This is a genomic window from Pseudarthrobacter sp. NIBRBAC000502771 (genome assembly GCF_006517215.1).
GTDB classification, from domain to species: Bacteria; Actinomycetota; Actinomycetes; order Actinomycetales; family Micrococcaceae; genus Arthrobacter; species Arthrobacter niigatensis.
In genome coordinates this window covers 856,206-871,151 of the sequence record NZ_CP041187.1, presented here as the reverse complement: position 1 = coordinate 871,151, position 14,946 = coordinate 856,206, and the positions used below count along the sequence as shown (strand labels likewise).

Annotated in this window: 16 protein-coding genes; 9 read left to right on the top strand and 7 right to left on the bottom strand. The window is 67.4% G+C overall.

Annotated features, from left to right (window positions below; genetic code table 11):
• The first annotated feature begins 56 nt into the window (after positions 1–56).
• On the top strand, positions 57–653 hold the full coding sequence (locus NIBR502771_RS04145) for a LysE/ArgO family amino acid transporter (protein ID WP_246839805.1): 597 nt from the start codon (positions 57–59) through the stop codon (positions 651–653).
• Between the two features lie 34 nt (positions 654–687).
• Positions 688–1,197, top strand: a complete 510-nt coding sequence (locus NIBR502771_RS04140; protein WP_141158617.1) for a DUF4190 domain-containing protein — start codon at positions 688–690, stop codon at positions 1,195–1,197.
• 92 nt (positions 1,198–1,289) lie between these two features.
• On the opposite strand, the gene NIBR502771_RS04135 is transcribed toward NIBR502771_RS04140, so the two are convergent.
• On the bottom strand, positions 1,290–2,693 hold the full coding sequence (locus tag NIBR502771_RS04135) for a cytosine permease (RefSeq protein ID WP_141158616.1): 1,404 nt from the start codon (positions 2,691–2,693) through the stop codon (positions 1,290–1,292).
• A gap of 48 nt (positions 2,694–2,741) precedes the next feature.
• On the bottom strand, positions 2,742–3,440 hold the full coding sequence (locus NIBR502771_RS04130; RefSeq protein ID WP_141158615.1) for a FadR/GntR family transcriptional regulator: 699 nt from the start codon (positions 3,438–3,440) through the stop codon (positions 2,742–2,744).
• A 131-nt stretch (positions 3,441–3,571) separates the two neighbouring features.
• Between NIBR502771_RS04130 and NIBR502771_RS04125 the strand changes: the two genes are divergently transcribed.
• The 3 genes from NIBR502771_RS04125 to NIBR502771_RS04115 are packed head-to-tail and all read left to right on the top strand — an operon-like array spanning position 3,572 to position 7,713.
• Positions 3,572–4,942 carry an SLC13 family permease gene (locus NIBR502771_RS04125; RefSeq protein WP_141158614.1) on the top strand — a complete coding sequence of 457 codons (1,371 nt, stop codon included), beginning with the start codon at positions 3,572–3,574 and terminating at the stop codon, positions 4,940–4,942.
• A gap of 46 nt (positions 4,943–4,988) precedes the next feature.
• Positions 4,989–6,197 carry a CaiB/BaiF CoA-transferase family protein gene (locus NIBR502771_RS04120; protein WP_141158613.1) on the top strand — a complete coding sequence of 403 codons (1,209 nt, stop codon included), beginning with the start codon at positions 4,989–4,991 and terminating at the stop codon, positions 6,195–6,197.
• Position 6,198: 1 nt separating this feature from the next.
• Complete coding sequence (locus tag NIBR502771_RS04115; RefSeq protein ID WP_141158612.1) at positions 6,199–7,713, top strand: carboxyl transferase domain-containing protein; 1,515 nt, start codon at positions 6,199–6,201, stop codon at positions 7,711–7,713.
• A 94-nt stretch (positions 7,714–7,807) separates the two neighbouring features.
• Here the strand turns inward: NIBR502771_RS04115 and NIBR502771_RS04110 are convergent, their stop codons facing one another.
• The 4 genes from NIBR502771_RS04110 to NIBR502771_RS04095 all read right to left on the bottom strand — a co-directional run bounded on the left by NIBR502771_RS04110 (position 7,808) and on the right by NIBR502771_RS04095 (position 10,561).
• On the bottom strand, positions 7,808–8,266 hold the full coding sequence (locus NIBR502771_RS04110) for a lipopolysaccharide assembly LapA domain-containing protein (RefSeq protein ID WP_141158611.1): 459 nt from the start codon (positions 8,264–8,266) through the stop codon (positions 7,808–7,810).
• 198 nt (positions 8,267–8,464) lie between these two features.
• Entirely contained in the window at positions 8,465–8,674 is a 210-nt protein-coding gene (locus tag NIBR502771_RS04105; RefSeq protein WP_141158610.1) for a hypothetical protein, read from the bottom strand.
• 127 nt (positions 8,675–8,801) lie between these two features.
• Positions 8,802–9,026: a hypothetical protein gene (locus NIBR502771_RS04100; protein WP_141158609.1), complete on the bottom strand. Its 225-nt coding sequence runs from the start codon at positions 9,024–9,026 to the stop codon at positions 8,802–8,804.
• A gap of 128 nt (positions 9,027–9,154) precedes the next feature.
• Positions 9,155–10,561: an amidase gene (locus tag NIBR502771_RS04095; RefSeq protein ID WP_141158608.1), complete on the bottom strand. Its 1,407-nt coding sequence runs from the start codon at positions 10,559–10,561 to the stop codon at positions 9,155–9,157.
• A gap of 206 nt (positions 10,562–10,767) precedes the next feature.
• Here NIBR502771_RS04095 and NIBR502771_RS04090 point away from each other — a divergent pair, with 206 nt between their 5' ends.
• The 3 genes from NIBR502771_RS04090 (at position 10,768) to NIBR502771_RS04080 (ending at position 12,385) form a co-directional block, all read left to right on the top strand.
• Positions 10,768–11,094: a rhodanese-like domain-containing protein gene (locus tag NIBR502771_RS04090; protein ID WP_141158607.1), complete on the top strand. Its 327-nt coding sequence runs from the start codon at positions 10,768–10,770 to the stop codon at positions 11,092–11,094.
• Entirely contained in the window at positions 11,094–12,065 is a 972-nt protein-coding gene (gene pheA, locus NIBR502771_RS04085; RefSeq protein ID WP_246839804.1) for a prephenate dehydratase, read from the top strand. The genes NIBR502771_RS04090 and pheA overlap by 1 nt, the downstream gene beginning before the upstream one ends.
• 95 nt (positions 12,066–12,160) lie before the next feature.
• Positions 12,161–12,385, top strand: a complete 225-nt coding sequence (locus tag NIBR502771_RS04080) for a hypothetical protein (RefSeq protein ID WP_141158605.1) — start codon at positions 12,161–12,163, stop codon at positions 12,383–12,385.
• Positions 12,386–12,437: 52 nt separating this feature from the next.
• Here NIBR502771_RS04080 and NIBR502771_RS04075 read toward each other — a convergent pair whose 3' ends face one another.
• Positions 12,438–13,535: a diacylglycerol kinase family protein gene (locus NIBR502771_RS04075; protein WP_141158604.1), complete on the bottom strand. Its 1,098-nt coding sequence runs from the start codon at positions 13,533–13,535 to the stop codon at positions 12,438–12,440.
• A gap of 88 nt (positions 13,536–13,623) precedes the next feature.
• Between NIBR502771_RS04075 and serS the strand changes: the two genes are divergently transcribed.
• Positions 13,624–14,904, top strand: coding sequence for a serine--tRNA ligase (gene serS, locus NIBR502771_RS04070; protein WP_141158603.1), 1,281 nt, complete (start codon positions 13,624–13,626; stop codon positions 14,902–14,904).
• The last annotated feature ends 42 nt before the right edge of the window (positions 14,905–14,946 follow it).

Below are 14,946 nucleotides of genomic sequence, written 5' to 3'. Positions count from 1 at the left end.
GGATAACCGACAATCTATTATTTGTCTACAGTAGGTTGCGATCCTATGGTCATGGAATGTGGACCGCGGGAATAACTGGAATGCTGACCGGGCTGGCGCTGATCGTGGCGATCGGCGCCCAGAACGCCTTTGTGCTGCGCCAGGGCATCCGCCGGGAGCACATTGGCGCAGTGGTGCTCGTCTGCATGGCCGGTGACGCGCTGCTGATCGTGGGCGGAACAGCGGGGATCGGAGCGCTTGTCACCCATTTCCCCGGGGTGCTGGAAGTCCTGCGCTGGGCCGGAGCCGCCTATTTGCTGTGGTTCGCGGTGCGGTCCTTCCTGGCAGCGGCGAGGCCTTCCGCGCTGACGGAGCAGTCGCCCAGGTCCAGGAACTCGGTCATCGCCACCACGGCCGCCCTGACCTTCCTCAACCCACATGTCTACCTGGACACCGTGGTGCTGCTGGGCAGCCTCGCCAACCAGCAGGGCCCCGGGCTGCGCTGGACCTTTGCCGCCGGCGCCGTGGCCGGAAGCGTCCTGTGGTTCACGGCCCTCGGGTACGGGGCGCGGGCGCTGGCCCGGGTGCTCTCCAGCCCCCGGACCTGGCGGTGGATCGACGCCGCCATCGGCGTCCTGATGGTGGTCCTGGCCGTCCGGCTGGTCCTGCACTGACGTAGGCTGTAACCAGATTCGCAGGGGAGAAACCATGAGCAACCAGCCATCCCAGGGGCCCGATTACCAGCGACCCGAAAACCAGTCCGGCGGCCCGCCGTGGTCCGGGTACCAGCCACCGGGCCAGTATGGGCAGGGAGCCGGTCACGGCCAGTCCCAGTATGGCCAGGCCCAGTACAACCAGCCCCAGTACAACCAGCCGCAGTACGGCCAAGGACCCTACAACCAGGCCCAATACAACCAGCCCCAGTACTTCGGCCAGGCGTCCTACTACGGCCAGCAGGTGGAACCCAAAACGCTGAGCATCGCCAGCATGGTCTGCGGCATCGCCTCGGTGATCATGGGCTGGCTGTTGCTGCCCCAGTTCGCCGCCATCATCACCGGCCATTTGGCCCTGCGCCGTGAACCCTCGGGCAAGGGGATGTCCATCACCGGCCTGGTGCTGGGTTACCTTTGCCTGCTGGGCTACGGAGCGCTCTGGCTGTTGTTCATTATTGGCGTGGCCGTCGCCGGCACTGCCGGGTCAAACACCGGCACGTTCTAACCGGCGGGTGCCGGCCGCCCCCGGCTCGGCGCAAACCGCGGTCCTGGCACCTAATGCCCGGGCCGCCGTCGTAAATTCCCCCTGCTGCCTGCCTACCCCTCTATTGCCACGGCCGCCGGCTCCCCAACCCTGCCCGCCGGGTAGATCGATTCCGCCGGGGCCCGGTTGGTGGCCTTGGCCCACGGGTAGTAGATGGCGAGGGTGGCCACGATCCCCACGAGCCAGGAGATGTCCGCCCCGCCCAGCAGCTTGGTGACCGGGCCGGTATACAGGGCCTGCGCCAGGAACGGGACCTGGATGACGACGCCGATTCCATAGGAGACCAGGGCCGCGGCGTTCCAGCGGCCGTAGCGGCCGTCCGGGTTGTACAGGGCCGGGATGTCCAGCCGGTCGCGGGAGATCTTGTAGTAGTCCACGAGGTTGATCACGGACCATGGCGTGAACACCATCAGCAGCAGGAGCACGAAGTTCTTGAATAGGTTCAGGAAGTCCTTGCTGGCGAACAGCGCGATGAGGACGCTGGCACCGATGACCGCCGCGATGAAAGCGATCCGAACGGTTTTGGAGACAGTGTCCCGGCGGTTGACCGCGGTGCTGATGGTCACGCCGCACATGAAGGCCCCATAGGCGTTCAGGCAGTTCACTGTCAGCTTGCCGGTGACGATCATCAGGTAGATGAAGACGGCGATCAGGCCGCCGCCGGCGAGGTCGCCCATGTACCCCACCTGGTTCTTCAGGAAATCCCCGCCCAGCTTGGCGGCCGACAGCCCTCCGGCGAGGGCGCCCAGGGTCATGGCCCACTGGGCGCCGCCCACCGAGCCGGCGAAGGTGTACCAGAACGTCTTGCGCTCGGAGGTGTGGGCCGGGAGGTAGCGGGAGTAGTCGGCGACGTACGGGCCGAACGTCAGCTGCCAGCCTGCGCCGAGGGCGACGGCGGTGAGGAACGTGGGCCACTCGAAGCCCTTGACCATCAGCACCTGGGTGACGTCGAACCTGGTGACGACGGCGACCGTCAGGTAGAGGAAGCCGGCGAGGCCCAGCACGGTGGCGATGCGGCCCAGCGCGTGGATGTACTTATAGCCCAGGATGGCCAGCAGGGCGGTGGCCGCACCGAAGATGAGGATTCCGACGGCGGGCGTCTCCACTCCCAGCATGAGGTTGATGGCCTGCCCCGAAAGGACGGTGCCGGTGGAGGCGAATCCGACGTACATCAGGATGACCAGTGCCAGCGGGATCACGGCCCCGTACACGCCGAACTGCGCCCGGCTGGAAATCATCTGGGGCAGCCCCAGCTTGGGGCCCTGGGCAGAGTGGAGGGCCATGACGGCGCCGCCCAGCACATTCCCCACCAACAGTCCCACGATGGCCCAGAAAGCATCCGCCCCGAAAACCACGGCCAGGGCGCCGTCCACGATGGCGGTGATCTGCGCGTTGGCGCCGAACCACAGGGTGAACTGGCCCCGCGGGTGGCCGTGGCGCTCACCCGGCGGGATCATGTCAATCGAACGTGCCTCTACGGCGGTACTGCCCGGTGCGTGCGGCTGCTAGCGGAGCAGCTCCACGTCGGAGACGAGCTCGATGTGCGCCAGCATAGCGTCGGCCGCTGCCGCAGCGTCCTGCGCACGCACGGCGTCGGCGATTCTCCGGTGTGATGCCAGTGACTGTTCCGGCCGGCCGGGCTGGCCCAGCGACTCCATCCTTGTTTCCAGGATCATCTCCGCGATGAAGGCCATCAGCTGTGCCAGGACCGAGGAGTGCGCCGCGCCGGTGATTGCCTGGTGGAAGAGTTCGTCACCGTGGGTGCCGCGGTCGCCGTCGCTGATTTCCTGTGCCATGACGTCCAGGGCGTTGTCGATCGCGGCGAGGTCCTGGTCCGTCCGGCGTTCCGCGGCAAGGGCGGCAAGCTTCACCTCCAGGGTGCTGCGGGCTTCCACGATTTCCGGCAGCCGGCTCTGGTGCTCACGCAGGCCCTTGACCACCGAGGCGACGCTGGGCCTCCGGGCCAGCACGGCTCCGGTGCCGTGCTGCACGTCAATGACGCCCAGGACCTCAAGGGCCACCAGAGCCTGGGCGAGAGTGGCGCGGGAGACGCCCAGCCGCTCGGCGAGGTCGCGCTCGGCCGGCAGCAGGTCGCCGGGCTTCAGCTGGGCGGACTCGATGTAGGCAAGGATCTGTTCCACCAGCTGCTCGTACAGCCGTGGCCGCGCAACGCGTTCCAGCCCCAGCCGTGCCGTCTTCTCCACAAAGCCCTCCCTTGGGTCTACCGGTCCAGAATACCGCCTTCATCTATTGACAGATAGACTCACTGTCTAAGAGGCTAGTCCAGTGAGCCAGTAACTCACGTCACATTCTTCCCCTCAATGGAGGACCAACGATGTCCGCTCCTGTCCTATCCATCATCATCCTCGCGGCGATGTTCCTGCTCGCCACCGTTCTGCCCCTCAACATGGGTGCGCTCGCCTTCGTCGGCGCCTTCCTGCTCGGCGCCGTGGTGCTGGGCATGTCCACCAATGAGATCCTGGCCAACTTCCCCGGCGGCCTCTTCCTCACCATCGTGGGCGTCACCTACCTCTTCGCCATCGCGCAGAACAACGGCACCATCGACCTCCTGGTCCGGGGAGCCGTCAAGCTCGTGGGCAGCCGCGTTGCCCTCATCCCCTGGGTCATGTTCGCCATCACCGCGGTGATCACGGCCGTGGGCGCCCTGTCTCCCGCCGCCGTCGCCATCATTGCCCCCATCGCCCTGAGCTTTGCCGGCAAGTACAAGATCAGCCCGCTCCTGATGGGCATGATGGTGATCCACGGCGCACAGGCCGGCGGCTTCTCGCCCATCGCCGTCTACGGCGTCACCGTCAACGGCATCCTGGCCAAGACCGACCTCGCGTTCAGCCCCACCGCCCTGTTCCTGTCCAGCTTCATCTTCAACCTGGTCATCGCGCTGGTCCTCTTCGTGGTCCTGGGCGGCAAGAACCTCCTGTCCTCCAAGGTGGGACACTTCGTGGAGCAGGCGGCCGAGGCGCGCATGGCAGTCAGCGTCGGCGCCAAGGCGGCCGGGGGCGACGTTCCTTTCAAGGGCTTCGGCTCGGGCATGTACGGCCCCCGCGACCCAGCAGGCGACGGCATTGCCGCCACCAAGGAACGTTCCGAACGGATCCCCCAGCTTGTCACCATTGCCGGACTGATCGTGCTGGCCGTGGTGGCCCTCGGCTTCAAGATGGATGTCGGCTTCGTGTCCATCACCATCGCCATCGTGCTGGCCCTGGTCTCGCCGGCCGCGCAGAAGGGCGCCATCAACAAGATCAGCTGGTCCACCGTGCTGCTCATTTGCGGCATGCTGACCTTCGTCGGCGTGCTTGAGGAGGCCGGCACCATCAAATTCGTCTCCAGCGGCGTCGCCGGAATGGGAATGCCGCTGCTGGCGGCCCTCATCATCTGCTTCATCGGCGCGGTGGTGTCCGCCTTCGCCTCCTCCACCGCGATCCTGGCGGCGCTCATCCCGCTCGCCGTCCCGTTCCTGTCAACCGGTGAAATCGGGGCCGTGGGCGTCATCTGCGCCCTGGCGGTCTCCGCCACGATCGTTGACGTCTCGCCGTTTTCCACCAACGGCGCACTGGTGCTGGCCAACGCCCCGGAGGGCGTGGACAAGGACCAGTTCTACAAGCGGATCCTCGGCTACAGCGGAATCGTCATCGTGGCCGGACCCGTCCTGGCATGGCTGGCACTGGTGGTCCCCGGCTGGCTCTAACTGCCACCGTCCCCGTCCAGCCTGTTTTTAGAAAGGAAACCAGAACATGAGCACCGAGAACCGCCAAGGCCCCCTGGCCGGGCACACCGTCGTCGACCTCAGCCGGGCACTTGCCGGACCGCACGCCGGCATGATGCTGGCGGACCTCGGTGCCCGTGTCATCAAGGTGGAGAACCCCGGCACGGGGGACGACACCCGGGGCTGGGGCCCGCCCTTCGTCGGCCCGGAGGATGACCTGCAGTCCACCTACTTCATGTCCTGCAACCGCAACAAGGAATCCATCAGTTTGGACCTGAAGAGCGAAGACGGGCAGGTGGTGCTGCGCGGACTGCTGGAGCGGGCCGATGTGGTGATCGAGAACTTCCGGCCCGGCGTCATGGACCGGCTGGGCTTCTCAGCGGCTGCGATGCATGAGCTCAACCCGCGCCTGGTGATCCTGTCCATCACCGGCTTTGGCCACGACGGCCCCGAATCCCAGCGCAGCGGTTACGACCAGATCCTGCAGGGCGAAGCCGGACTCATGTCACTCACCGGCTCCGGACCGGATGATCCGCAGCGCGTGGGGGTTCCCATCGCCGACCTGCTCTCCGGCATGAACGGGGCGTTCGGCGTCCTGGCGGCATTGGTGGAGCGGAACCGGACCGGCCGGGGCCAAGTGGTGCGCACGTCGCTGCTCGCTTCCCTGATCGGAGTCCACGCCTTCCAGGGAACCCGGACCACCGTTGCCGGCGAAGTTCCGCAGGCCCAGGGGAACCACCACCCGTCCATCGCACCCTACGGCCTGTTCAACTGCAAGGACGGCAGCGTCCAGATCAGTGTCGGCAGTGAGAAACTGTGGCAGTCCTTCGCGGCAGCCTTCGGCCTGGACGCTGCCGCCCCCGGTTTCGCCAGCAACGCCGAAAGGGTGCGGAACCGCGGCGAGGTGATTGCCGCCGTCGAACGCGCCTTCTCGGGGTACGGGGCGGTGGAACTGCTGCAGAAGCTGAACGACGCCGGGATCCCGGCCGGCAAGGTCCGCTCACTGGATGAGGTGTACGCCTGGGAGCAGGTGGCGTCCCAGGGCCTGGTGGTGGAGGTGGACCATCCGCTGCTGGGAAAGGTGAGCCTGCCGGGGCCGCCGCTGCGTTTCTTCGCACCCGGCGACGCCGCGGAAACCACCCCGACGGGGCACGACGCACCGCCGCTGCTGAATGAGGACGGCGCCGCCATCCGGGAATGGCTGGGCATGGCCCCCGCGGCTCCGGCGGCCAAGTAGCGTGGCGACGGCAGAGAAGGTGCGGCACATGAACGCCACCGAGTTGCTCGAAGCCGTGGTGGACCCCGGTTCGTTCGTTTCCTGGGACGCGGAACCGGAGCAGCCCGGGCTGTCCGAAGAGTACGCCCGGGACCTGGCCAAGGCGCGGGAGCGCAGCGGCGCCGACGAATCAGTGATCACCGGCGCCGGGCTGATCCGCGGCCGGAGGGTCGCACTCATCGTCAGCGAATTTTCGTTCCTTGCCGGGTCGATCGGCCACGCGGCAGCGCAAAGGATTGTTGCCGCCGTCGAACGCGCCACTGCTGAAGGGCTCCCGCTGCTGGCCGGTCCGGCGTCAGGCGGCACGCGGATGCAGGAAGGGACGCTCGCGTTCCTGTCCATGGTGAAGATCACCGGCGCAGTCCGCGCGCACCGCCAGGCCGGCCTTCCCTACCTGGTCTACCTGCGCCACCCCACCACCGGAGGCGTGATGGCGTCCTGGGGATCCCTGGGGCACATCAACGTGGCCGAACCCGGGGCCCTGCTGGGATTCCTTGGCCCACGCGTCTACGAGGCGCTGTACGGCGAAGCGTTCCCGGAGAACGTCCAGGTGGCGGAAAACCTCTTCAACAAGGGGTTGATCGACGGCGTGGTGGAACCCCGCGACCTCGCCGATCTGGTGGGCCGGGCGCTGGACATCCTCGCTCCCGCGGCCCCGCTGCCGCCGCGCCCCGCGGCTCCCGACACCGTGAACGTCCGGCCATCGTCCGTGGACGCCTGGACGTCCATCGGGCTCTCCCGGCGGCCGCGGCGGCCGGACCTGCGCCAGTTGCTGAAATTCGGCGCCGGCGATGCCCTTCCCTTGAACGGAACCGGGCAGGGCGAGAAGGACCCCGGGTTGTTGCTGGCTCTTGCACGCTTCGGCACCCAGTCCTGCATCGTGCTGGGGCACGCACGCCCGCTGCGGAAAGACGCCGCCGGCATGGGTCCCGGGTCATTGCGGGAAGCGCGGCGGGGGATGAAGCTGGCGGAGGAACTGCGGCTTCCCCTGCTGACTGTCATCGATACCGCCGGTGCCGCCCTTTCGCAGGAAGCGGAAGAGGGCGGGCTTGCCGGCGAGATTGCGCGCTCGCTGCATGAACTGATCGGACTCGAGTCACCGTCGGTTTCCGTGCTGCTTGGCCAGGGCGCCGGGGGAGGGGCGCTGGCGCTGCTGCCTGCGGACAGGACCATCGCCGCGCAGCACAGCTGGCTGTCGCCGCTGCCGCCGGAGGGAGCCAGCGCCATCGTCCACCGGACCACCGAATTCGCGCCCGCCATGGCCCAGGCGCAGGGTGTGAACGTCGCGGCGCTGTACGCGAACGGGCTGGTGGACCACATCGTTGACGAGCGCGGTGATGCTTCCCTGGAGCCGCGCGAATTCTGTGTCCGGATGGCACAGGCGATTGAGTATGAGCTGGCGACTGTGGCGGGAGTTCCCGTGCCGGAACTGGTGGCTGCCCGCGCTGGAAAGTTCGCGACGCTGGGCGCCCGTTAGGGGAGCCGGCGTAAAGCTGGGACGTCGGTACCCACCTCGACGGCGGCAGCCACCTCGACGGCGGCAGCCACGCGGGCGGCTCGGCGACCGGCCGCTACTTTCGTTGCCGGACCCGTGCCCTGTGGGCGTTGGAGCGGAGCTGGAGGATACGCGCGCCGCCCGCAACGGCCACCAGCACGCCGCCCGTCACAGCTGCGATGAACAGAGCCATGCCAAGCGGGACTGAGCCCTCGAAGCCCAGGAATTTCACCAAGGCCTGTTCCTGGTTCTGCAGGATGAAAACGATCAGCAGGATCAGGAGCGCCAAGGCAGCCACTACCGCTGCCCAAATGACTCCGGCGCGGGTGACCTTGCGCTCCGGGGTGGCGCCGCCCGGGGCGGTCGTGGCCGAGGTTCCTGTGGCCGGCGTTCCGGGCTCCCGGGTTGGGTAGGACGGGGCGCCGCCGAGGGATGCGGCCCGGTCCCCGGACGGCTGGGCCGGATTTGCTGGCGGCGTGGTGGCGTCGCGTTCCGGCAGGCGGTCCGGTCCTGGCGTGTACTGTCCTGCGCTCATGCCCGTTTCCTTTCGCAGAATAATAAGCATGCTTATTGTGCAACCATAGACGCCAGTGTTGCGTTAGCACAACGCGCGTAACGGGGTGTGCGGCCAAGGGTCGCAGGCGGAGGAGGTCCCGGGGTGTTTTGTCGAAGGAGGGGCACCCGCCCGGGAACCCCTCCTTCGACTCCGGCCCGGGTGATTACAGCCCGGGCGTCAGACCCTCTCCTTGTTCCGCTCGGCGGAGGGGGTGCGCGGCGCAGGGGACCTGCGCCAGTTGGGGAACGCCCAGAAGGTGAAATCCGGTGCCTTGACCGGCTCCTTTGGAGTTTCCGCAGGTGTTTCGGGTTTTGTTTCGGCTTCGGGCCGGCGCGTCGTTTCCTTCCTGGCGCCCCATCCGAAGTCCTTGTTTGATGCGTAGCACATACAGGCCTCCTCATGGTGACTGCCCTTTAATCGTCCTCCTGATTGGCGCGGGAGTCGATACGCCGGCGAAGTCCACATGGGCACCGCGGCATCGGTATGCAACCCGCGGGGCAGGCCACGCGGGGAGTCAGCCGCCGTTAACGATGTCCTGTGCCTCCTGCGGGCGGTGGAACTCGCAGGGCCCTTGATGGCGGAGGGGGAGCAGGCAAGTCCGGCCCGTCGGCAGGTGGACCAGGGCGCACCGGCCGGCCATGGCGAGGTCCTCCCTGACGTTGGTGTTGCTCAGGTCTGGCCGGCCATCGGGGGCCGCCGCGTAAGTTTCGGCGCCGGTTGCGCTGGGTTCAGCATTCATGCAGGACAACTCCTCGTGGAGCTTGGTGGGTGGAGGAAACGTAATGGCGCTTTACCAGTTTGGGTAGCCCAGGTTACGGCTGGGTTAAGCCGCCGTTAGGTTAAGGTCAACAGCAAAAAGCCCTGCCCCTAGAAGCCCAGTTGGCGCGCGACCTGCAGCAGGAGGGCCTCAGAACCCGGAGGGCCCACCAGCTGGATTCCCATGGGCAGTCCGCTCCCGGGGGCACCGCCGGTCCAATGCACCGGAACCGTGATGGCCGGCAGTCCGCACACATTGACCATCGAGGACCAGGGCGCGTATTCGCACTGCTTCCGGTAGTCGCCATCGGCGTCCCCGGGCCACTGCACCGACGGCCAGCGGCCGCTGCCGTGCGCCGTGCCGGTGAACCAGCCCACCGGCCGGGGCGTCTGCGCCAGCGCGGGCATCAACATCAGGTCCCACTGCCGGTACTGGGCCTCCGTGTCGTGCTGGAACTGCCGCAGGAACGCCAGCGCCTCGGCAAGTTTGGCAGGGCTGCGCTGCTGCGCGCGCCGGCGGAAGGTCCGGGTCAGGGGCGCGAGCTGCGCTTCCTTGGATGGGCTGATCCGGGCGGCGCCCACTCCGGCGGTCCAGGCTGTGGTGAAGGCATCCGGGTACCGGTTGTCATAACGGACGCCGGCGTCGCCAAGGGTATGGCCGGCATGTTCCAGGAGGGCTTCGCCGGCCCGGAGCGCGTCCAGGGCCTCCCGGTCCGGCGTGAACGGAAAGGTGCCGGACCAGGGACTGTCCAGCGTGATGCCGATCCTCAGCCGCGGCGGCTCCTGCCGGACTGCCTCGAGGTACTGGTTCCCTGGGGCCAGGACGTCCATCATCAGCGCGGCATCCTCTGCGCTCCGGGCAATGGGTCCCGGTGTCACCAGCCGGGCAGGGTCGCCGGCGCTTTCCCCGGCGGCCACCAGCCCCCGCCCGGGTTTGAGTCCCACCAGGCCACAGGCGGCAGCGGGTATGCGGACTGATCCGCCGCCGTCGGTCCCGGGGGCAAAAGGCAGCAACCCTGCCGCCACGGCGGCTGCACTGCCGCCGGAGGACCCTCCCGAACTTCTGCCGGGCGCGTGCGGGTTGCGCGACGGCGGCGCGATGCGGTTTTCGCTGTAGGCCGTCAGTCCGAATTCGGGCACTTGGGTCTTGCCCAGCGAAACCACGCCGGCATCCTTGAAAAGGGACACCAGGGGAGCGTCGGCAGGGGCGGGTTTGTGGTCCAGGGCGGCGCTGCCGTGCGTGGTCACCACACCGGCCACGTCCGCGAGGTCCTTGAACGCCAGCGGCATGCCGTGCAGCAGGGGCAGGTCATCGGCGGCGGAATGGGCGCTGCGGGTATCCGCAGCCCGCGCCTGCTCCAGGGCCTGGTCCGCCGTCACGGTGATGAAGGCGCCCAGCAGTGGGTTTTGCTGCCCGATCCGCTCCAGGAAGTGTCCGGTGGATTCAGTGGCGGACACCGATCCGCTGCGCAGGAGGTCGCGGAGCGCCAGTGCCGAAAGTTCGTGGAGTTCAGGCACGGGGACCTGCCGGCCGGGGCCGGGCTTTCCGGCAGGCACAAGCCGGTAGCGCGGAGAGGGCGGTCAGCTGCTGGGACATGGAAACCTCCTGGGCCTTCACCAGCCTAACCCGCGCCTTTCCCCGGACCCGTTCCGGCTGCGGGGAGGCGGAAGGGCTAGGCTTAAACCTGACTTTGATCCGACAGAGCTGCCAAGACAGGACTCCGATGAGCGATTTCGATACCGTCCCCGTCCATGACGTCCCGGCCGACGCCGTGATCCTGGACGTCCGGGAGGACTACGAGTGGGTTGCCGGCCATGCCGAGGGCGCAGTCCACATCCCCATGGATCAGGTCCCGGCCCGGCTGGAAGAACTCGACCCGGACGAGGACGTCTACGTCATTTGCCGCACCGGCGGCCGCTCCTTCCGCGTGGCCCAATGGCTCACAGGCCAGGGGTACACAGCCATCAACGTGTCCGGCGGCATGGACCAGTGGCTGGAATCCGGCAAGCCCCTGGTCTCGGACAACGGACTCAAGCCCCTGGTGCTTTAGTGCCCTGCACCTATACCTTCCTCGGTCCGGAGGGCACATTCACTGAGGCTGCCCTGCTGCAGGTCCCTGGCGCCGCCCAGGCGGTCCGGTTGCCGGCGTCCAACGTCAACGCTGCCCTCGACAAGGTCCGCGACAGCTCGGCAGACGCCGCCATGGTCCCCATCGAAAACTCGGTGGAGGGCGGCGTGACGGCCACGCTGGACGCAATTGCCGCGGGCCCGGAACTGCGGATCATCCGCGAAGTCCTGGTTCCCATCAACTTTGTCCTGGCTGCCCGGCCAGGCGTGCGGCTGGAGGATGTACGGCGGGTGTCCACGCACGGCCATGCCTGGGCGCAGTGCCGGCTATGGATGGACCAGCATATACCCGGTGCGGAATACGTTCCCGCATCGTCAACAGCCGCTGCCGCGCTGGGGCTGCTGGACGCGGACTGCAAGTACGACGCGGCAATCTGCGCCCCGCTCGTGGCCAGGGACCATGCGGGGCTGTCGGTCCTGGCCGAAGACATCGGGGACAACCCCGGCGCGGTGACACGCTTCATCCTGGTCAGCCGGCCGGCTCCACTGCCGGAACGGACCGGAGCGGACAAGACCACCGTTGTGGTCCCGCTGCCGGAGGACCGGCCCGGCGCCCTCATGGAGATCCTTGACCAGTTCGCCAGCCGCGGCGTCAACCTCAGCAGGATCGAATCGCGCCCTACCGGACAGTACCTGGGCCACTATTTCTTCAGCATCGACGCCGACGGCCACGCCCGCGAGGCCAGGGTGGCTGACGCACTGGCAGGGCTGCACCGCATCAGTCCAGGCACCCGCTTCCTGGGCTCCTACGCCAGGGCCGACAGGCACGCCACGCCCGTTCCCGCCCATACCTCCGATGCGGCTTTCGCGGCCGCCCGGACGTGGGTGGAATCCGTCCTCGCCGAGGAATCCGCCGCAGGTGAAAGCGGTTCCGGGGCTTCGCCCAAAGCGTAGGCAAATGCCCCCGGAAAATACTTCCGCGGACTGTGGACTGTGCGTATGCTTGCTTGATCCACACGGGGTATGGCCCCTGACGAAGGGAGCGGGTCATGACCAGCAGCACTGACAATGACGGCCAGGGGATGATCGTCAACCCCAAGCCGACGGGAGACAACCAGGACTGGGACGGGGACGACGCCGACCGCGCAGACCGCCTCCGCTTCGAAGAGGAGCAGGCGATGATCCGCGAGCAGTCCGAAGCCCACGCTGCTGCCAAACAAGCCCACGCGGACGCGAAAGCTGCTGCGGAGGCTGGGAAAAAGTCCGGGTCCTGACGGCGCCGACTACTGGGGCGGCGCCGCGTCGCGGCGCCGCTTCAGCTCGGCGTTACCGCACGGTGCGTGGGCTGCCCTGCGCCGGGCCGCCGCTGTGTCCCTGCCCCCTGACCCTGACCAGGAGTGACCGGGGCTCCACCCCGACCGTAAGCTGAGTGGCTTCCCCCGCCGTGTCGCCGTCGAGCTGCGTGGGCATCGGCTCGGGGCACTTGATGACCACCTTGACTGACCGGTACACGGTCATGATGGGCAGCTTTCCACTGTGCTTGAACATGATTTTCACGTACATCAGCAGCCACCCCAGGGCGCTGCGGGGGCTCATCACCACGACGTCCAGCATGCCGTCGTCGATCATGGCCTGCGGGATGAAGTCAATGCCGCCGGGAACCAGGCCGCAATTGGCGAACAGTACGCTGCGGATGTTCCTTACCTGCTCCGGGCTGTCATCCAGGGCGATCGAGACCTTTTTCCGCCGGCCCGGCAGGTGGCGCACCCCGGCCTCCGTGTAGGCAAGCCAGCCCACGGCTTTCTTCAGCCCGGCGTTGGTGTCGGCGAGGACTTCGGCATCCATTCCGATTCCGGCGATCACCAGGAAGACGTGCTCCGAATAGTGGCCCGTGCGGGAGTTCTCAATGGCCATCCGGGCAGTGTCAATGTACCGTTGCCGCCCAAAAAGCGCTGTCTGGACATTGCCGTGGAGATCGTTCACGTCCAGGTCCACATTCCGGGCCAGGAGATTTCCCGTGCCCAGCGGAATCAGGCCCATGGCTACATCGGTGTTCGCGAGGGCCTCAGCAACCACCCGGACGGTGCCGTCGCCGCCGCCCACCAGGACGACGTCGGGCTTTGCCGCCAAGGCGGCCTGCATCTGCGAAAAGCCGGGGTCCTCCGCCGTCGTCTCGAAAAAGACGGGCTCCTCCCACCCCGCCGCCAGGCATGCCCGGTGGATCATTCCCCTGGCTTCGTCCGCCCGCGCCTTGATGGGGTTCAGGACCACGGCCACCCGCTGCTGGGCCAGCCCTGAGTCGTAGGCTTCCCCGGCGACGGCGCTGCGCATATGCAGGGCCTTGAGGCGGCGCACCCCCCACCAGCTGGAGGTGGCGAAGGCAAGCGCCACGGCAATCAGCAGGTAGAGAATCCAGTCGCTCATGGTGGTTCAACAGTAGCCCGGCGCGCGGCGGCCCGCGGCACGGAGCTGCCCGCCCGCCGTCGTGCAGTGAATTGGATACCCTTGTCTGGTGATCGACGTAAAAGACCTCAGCGAAAACCCGGACAAGTTCCGTGCCAGCCAGCGCGCCCGCGGCGCGGACGAATCAGTGGTGGACGCGATCATCTCCGCGGACTCCGCCCGCCGTGCCGCCCTGCTCCGCTTCGAGAACCTCCGGGCGGAGCAGAACGTGTTCGGCAAGAAGGTGGCAAAGGCCAAGGGCGACGAGAAGCAGGCCCTGCTGGCCGAGGTCAAGGAACTCGCCAATTCGGTAAAGGCCGCTTCCGCGGAGGCTGATGCCGCCCAGACTAAGCAGGAAGAACTGCTGCGCACCATCCCCAACCTGGTGGAGGACGGCGTTCCCGAAGGCGGCGAGGACGACTACGTGGTGGTCAAGACCGTGGGCGCCCCGCGCGAATTCCCCGACTTCGAGCCCAGGGACCACCTGGAAATCGGCGAGTTGATCGGCGCGATCGACATGGAACGCGGCGCCAAGGTCTCCGGTGCGCGGTTCTACTTCCTGCGGGGCGTGGGGGCCCGGCTGGAGATGGCACTGCTGCAGATGGCCATGGACCAGGCCATTGAAGCCGGCTTCGTCCCTATGATCACCCCCACCCTGGTGCGTCCCGAGACCATGCAGGGCACCGGCTTCGACGTCAAGCACGACGCCGAGATCTACCGTCTCGCCGAAGACGACCTTTACCTCGTGGGCACCTCAGAGGTGGCCCTGGCCGGGTACCACGCCGACGAGATCCTGGACTTCTCCGCCGGTCCCATCCGCTACGCGGGACAGAGCTCCTGCTACCGCCGCGAAGCCGGATCACACGGCAAGGACACCCGCGGCATCATCCGCGTGCACCAGTTCAACAAAGTGGAGATGTTCATTTACACCACGGTTGAAGAAGCTGCCGCCGAGCACCAGCGCCTCCTGGCCTGGGAAGAGGAGATGCTGGCCAAGTGCGAACTGCCGTACCGGGTCATCGACACTGCCGCCGGCGACCTCGGTACCTCCGCGGCCCGCAAGTACGACTGCGAAGCCTGGGTCCCCACGCAAAACGCCTACCGCGAGCTGACCTCCACCTCCAACTGCACCACGTTCCAGGCCCGCCGCCTGAACATCCGGGAGCGGGTGGTGAATTCTGAGGGTGCTGCCAAGGGCACGCGCGCCGTGGCCACGCTGAACGGCACCTTGGCCACCACACGGTGGATCGTGGCCCTCCTCGAGCACCACCAGAACGCGGACGGCTCCGTGAACGTGCCGAAGGCCCTGCAGAAGTACCTGGGCGGCCTGGAGGTCCTCCCGGTCCTCTAGGGGAATCCTCCATCAGTGTGTTCGCGGATCGGCACTTTAGCG